We start from the raw sequence: 4827 nt of genomic DNA, 5'->3' as shown, positions 1-4827 counted from the left end.
GCTTCGCGACGACGCCCCCGCACCCTCGCACGGAGGGTGCGGGGCCGTCGTCGTCCTCTTCGGCGCGGATCAGCCGCGGGCGCGCGGGTGGGCGGCGGCGTAGACCTCGCGGAGGGTGTCCACGGTGACGAGCGTGTAGACCTGCGTGGTGGTCACCGAGGAGTGGCCGAGCAGCTCCTGGACCACACGGACGTCCGCGCCGCCGGAGAGCAGGTGCGTGGCGAAGCAGTGGCGCAGGGTGTGCGGGGAGACCTCGGCGGTGATCCCGGCCCGTGCGGCCGCCCCGCGGATCACGGTCCACGCGGACTGGCGGGAGAGGCGACCGCCGCGGGGCGTTCAGGAACAGCGCCGGGGTGGAGGCCTTCGCCCCGCCGCCAGCGCGGGCCGGCCGCGGACGAGGTAGGCGTCCAGCGCGGAGGCGGCGTACCGGCCCACCGGCACGATGCGCTCCTTCGAGCCCTTGCCGAAGAGCCGGACGACGGGCTGCTCGGCCGCGGGGCCGTCGTCGGGACCGGCGGGGCCGGAGGCCCCTGACGGTGACGCGACGGTGATGCCGACGACGTCGTCCACGTCCAGGCCCACGGCCTCCGAGACGCGCGCGCCGGTGCCGTAGAGGAACTCCAGCAGCGCACGGTCCCGCAGTCCGGTGGGCGTGTCCGCGGAGCAGGCCTCGAGCAGGGCGGTGGTCTCCTCGATGCTCAGGGCCTTGGGCAGGCGTCGACCCGGCTTGGGCGGGGAGACGGACCGGGCCGGGTCCTCGGCGGCGATGCCCTCGAGGGCCCAGAACCGATGCAGGCCGCGGACGGCCACGAGCACGCGGGCGGCGGAGCGGACGGCGAGTGCCGCTCCCCCGTCCTCCCCCGTGGACAGCGCCCGCAGGAACCCGGTGACGTTGCCCGTGGTCGCCTCCTCCGGCGCGGTGACGCCGGAGGCGGCGAGCCACCGCAGGTAGCGGTCCAGGTCCCGGCGGTAGGCGGCGAGGGTGTGGGCGGAACGGCCCTTCTCCACGGCCAGGTGGTCCAGGAAGCGTCCCGCGGCGTCGGCGAGCCGGTCGGAAGGAGCGGCCCGATCGGGCGGTTCCGAGACGGTGGTCATGCCCGGTGCGGCCTCATCCGGCGGGGTCCTCCTGGCGTCCGGGCACGAACGGCGCGTCCACCGGGCGCAGCCGCCGCCAGCCGCGGGCGCGGTGGGCGTGCAGCGCCAGCACCGCGACGACAGCCTGGGGGTTGTGGATGCGCCCGTCCAGGACCGCGTCCGTGACCTCCTCCACACCGATCCACGCCAACGGCATCTGGGCCTCCTCGTCCGTGCGGGTGAACCGCTCCTCAGCCGGGACCTCCTCGGTCTGGCGGGCCAGGAAGACGCGGATCGCCTCCGAGGAGCCGCCGGGGGTGGTGAAGAAGTCGACCAGGGTGTGCCACTCGCGGGCGCGCAGGTCGGCCTCCTCCCAGAGCTCGCGGACGGCCACCGCGTGGAGGTCCTCGCCCTCGACGTCCCGCAGGCCGGCGGGGATCTCCCAGAGCTCCATGCCGACCGGGTGGCGGTACTGCCGGACCAGGGCGACCTGCTCCTGCGGGCCAGAGGAGGTCATCGCCGTGCGGGTCGCGAGGACGGCCACGGCACCGGGATGGACCAGCACCTCGCGGACGAGGGGGTCCGCGTTCTTGTCCTTCGGGTCCAGGCGGAACGTCTCCCGCTCCACGTCCCAGACCTTCCCCTCGAAGACGGTCTTGGCCTTCTTGACCTTGCGCGGGGCGTGCACGTCGCGCAGCGGTGCTCGGCCGCGACGACGGTTCTCTTCCGCCGCCACGGCGTCCCGCTGTGGCTTCTCCGCCATGTCAGGCGCCCTGACGCCCGGCAAGCACGGCCCCGACGAGGCCGGCGAACAGCGGGTGCGCGGCCGTCGGGCGGGACTTGAACTCGGGATGGGCCTGCGTGGCGATGTAGTACGGGTGCCTCTCCCGGGGCAGCTCCACGAACTCCACGAGGGACCCGTCCGGGGAGGTGCCGGAGAAGACCAGGCCGGCCTCCTCGAGCTCGGCCCGGTAGCGGTTGTTCACCTCGTAGCGGTGGCGGTGGCGCTCCGTGACCTCGGTGGTGCCGTAGGCCTCGGCGGCCACGGAGCCGGCGGTGAGGGTGGCCGGGTAGGAGCCCAGGCGCATGGTGCCGCCCAGGTCGCCCTCGCCGGAGACGATCTCCTTCTGCTCGGCCATGGTGGCGACCACGGGGTGGGCGGTCTCCTCGTCGAACTCGGTGGACTGGGCGTCGGCCCAGCCGAGCACGTTGCGGGCGTACTCGATCACCATGGACTGCAGTCCCAGGCACAGGCCCAGGGTCGGCAGTCCGTTCTCCCGGGCGTGGCGCAGGGCGCCGACCTTGCCGTCCACACCGCGGATGCCGAAGCCGCCGGGCACGCAGATCGCGTCCACGCCGGCCAGTGCCTGCGCGGCGCCCTCCTCGGTCTCGCAGTCGTCCGAGGGGACCCAGCGGATGTTCACCGGGCCCGGTGGGCGAAGCCGCCGGCGCGCAGGGCCTCGGTGACGGAGAGATAGGCGTCCGGCAGGTCGATGTACTTGCCGACCAGGGCGACCTCGACCTGGTGCCTCGGCTCGTGGACGGCCTCCATGAGGGCGTCCCACTTCGTCCAGTCGACGTCCTTGAACTTCAGGTCCAGGGCCTGCACCGCGTAGGCGTCGAGGCCCTGGGCGTGGATGATCTTCGGGATGTCGTAGATGGAGGGGGCGTCGGCGCAGTTGACGACCGCGTCGCTCGGGACGTCGCACATGCGGGCGATCTTGCCGCGCACGTCCGCCGGGACCTCGCGGTCCGACCGGATGACGATCGCGTCCGGCTGGATGCCGATGCTGCGCAGGGAGGCCACGGAGTGCTGCGTGGGCTTCGTCTTCAGCTCGTGGGACGGGCCGATGTACGGCACCAGGGACACGTGCAGGAAGAAGACGTTGTCCCGGCCGATGTCCTGGCGGACCTGGCGGGCGGCCTCGAGGAAGGGCTGGGACTCGATGTCCCCGACCGTGCCGCCGATCTCGGTGATGATCACGTCCGGGGCCTGCTGGCCCTCGGCCGGGGTGGCGGGCAGCCGCATGCGCCGGCAGATCTCGTCCGTGATGTGCGGGATGACCTGGACGGTGTCTCCCAGGTACTCGCCGCGGCGCTCCTTGGCGATCACGGTGGAGTACACCTGGCCGGTGGTCACGTTGTCGACGCCGTCGAGGTTCTCGTCGAGGAAGCGCTCGTAGTGGCCGATGTCCAGGTCCGTCTCCGCCCCGTCCTCGGTGACGAAGACCTCGCCGTGCTGGAAGGGGTTCATGGTCCCCGGGTCCACGTTGAGGTAGGGGTCGAGCTTCTGCATCACCACGCGGAGGCCGCGGGCGCGGAGCAGGTGACCGAGCGAGGAGGCCGTGAGGCCTTTGCCGAGGGAGGAGGCCACGCCACCGGTGACGAAGATCTGCCGGGTGGCCGTGCTGGACTTCTGGAAACGAGAATGACGTTGCACCACGGAATTCGAGCGTACCACCGGGGCTCAGATCCGTTCACCCTCCGTTTCCCTGTGCCCCCTTCTCCAGCAGCTCCCGGGCGTGCTCGCGGGCGGCGGAGGAGTCCGCGTGGCCGGCCAGCATGCGGGCCAGCTCCTCGATGCGCTGCTCCGGGTCCAGGACGGAGACGTCCGAGGTGGTGACGCCCGCGTCCGGGTCCGAGTTCTTGCGGACGTGCACGTGGCGGTCGGCGCAGGCGGCCACCTGGGGCAGGTGGGTCACGCAGATGACCTGGACGTGCTCGGCGAGGCGGGCGAGGCGCGCGCCGATCGCCACGGCGGCCTCGCCCCCACGCCGGCGTCGACCTCGTCGAAGACGAAGGTGGGGACGGGGTCCGTGGCGGCCAGGACCACCTCGAGGGCGAGCATGACGCGGGAGAGCTCGCCGCCGGAGGCCCCTTGCCGAGCGGGCGCGGGTCGGCGCCGGCGTGGGGGCGCAGCAACAGCGCGACCTCGTCCGCACCGTGCGGGCCGTACTCGCCGTCCGGCAGCGGGGTAAGCCCCACGTGGAAGGAGGCGTCCGGCATGAACAGGGCGTGCAACTCGCCGGTGACCTGCTCCTCCAGCCGGGCGGCGGCCCCGGTGCGCAGGCGACGCAGGGTCGCGGCCCGCTCGGCGACCTCGGCCCCGGAGGACTCGATGAGTGCGGTGAGCTCTTCCAGGCGGTCCGTGTCCCCCTGGAGCTCGTCCAGGCGGGGGCGCTCGCGCTCGGCCCAGGCGATCACGTCGGTCAGCTCGGGACCGTAGAGGCGCTGCAGCCGGGTGAGCTCGGCCAGACGGGACTGGGCGGCGTCCAGGTCCCCCTCGGCATCCGCCTCCAGGTCGGCCTGGTACCGGGCGATGTCCCCGGCGATGTCGCCCAGCACTACGGCGGCCTCGCCGAGCCGACGCGCGGCCTCCTCCAGCTCGGCCTCCTCTCCCGGCGCGGACAGCAGCTCCTGACGCGCGGATTCCACCAGGGCGATCGCCCCGGGGAGCTCCTCGCCCGCGTCCGGGTCGGCACCGGAGAGCCGCCCGTAGGCTCCTGCGGCGACGGCGCGCAGCTGCTCGTGGTCCTCCAGCCGGCGGATGCGGGCACGCAGGGCCTCGTCCTCCCCGGCCTCCACGGCGGCCTCGTCGATCTCCTCCAGGCTGCGCTGCAGGGCGTCGGCCTGGCGGGCGCGTTCCTGCTGTGCCGCGGTGAGCTCGGCGTGCTCGGCCGATGCGGTCCGCCACCGGGCGTGGGCCGCCCGGTACGCCGCCAGCTCGGCGGCGAGCGACTCCCCCCGCGAAGG

General features: G+C 73.6%; 3 protein-coding genes and 2 pseudogenes. 1 reads left to right on the top strand and 4 read right to left on the bottom strand.

Going from position 1 to position 4827, the window contains the following annotated elements; translation table 11 throughout:
- Positions 1–69 precede the first annotated feature (69 nt).
- From AC2W7A_RS09580 to AC2W7A_RS09565, 4 genes and pseudogenes are all read right to left on the bottom strand, one after another.
- A pseudogene (locus AC2W7A_RS09580) lies at positions 70–1095 on the bottom strand (site-specific tyrosine recombinase XerD).
- Between the two features lie 13 nt (positions 1096–1108).
- A complete protein-coding gene (locus tag AC2W7A_RS09575; RefSeq protein ID WP_485991160.1) occupies positions 1109–1837 on the bottom strand; it encodes an NUDIX domain-containing protein in 729 nt (242 codons plus the stop codon).
- Position 1838: 1 nt separating this feature from the next.
- Positions 1839–3535: pseudogene (gene pyrG / locus AC2W7A_RS09570) on the bottom strand (CTP synthase).
- Between the two features lie 16 nt (positions 3536–3551).
- Complete coding sequence (locus AC2W7A_RS09565; RefSeq protein ID WP_485991159.1) at positions 3552–3830, bottom strand: hypothetical protein; 279 nt, start codon at positions 3828–3830, stop codon at positions 3552–3554.
- Positions 3831–4089: 259 nt separating this feature from the next.
- Between AC2W7A_RS09565 and AC2W7A_RS09560 the strand changes: the two genes are divergently transcribed.
- Positions 4090–4827 (top strand): hypothetical protein (locus AC2W7A_RS09560; protein ID WP_485991158.1); only part of this gene is annotated, 738 nt, incomplete at its 3' end.

The sequence above is a fragment of the Micrococcus sp. LASM2_SD2 genome (assembly GCF_057364565.1).
Note: the sequence above shows the minus strand (reverse complement) of the source record. Positions and strands in the feature narration are given on the sequence as shown.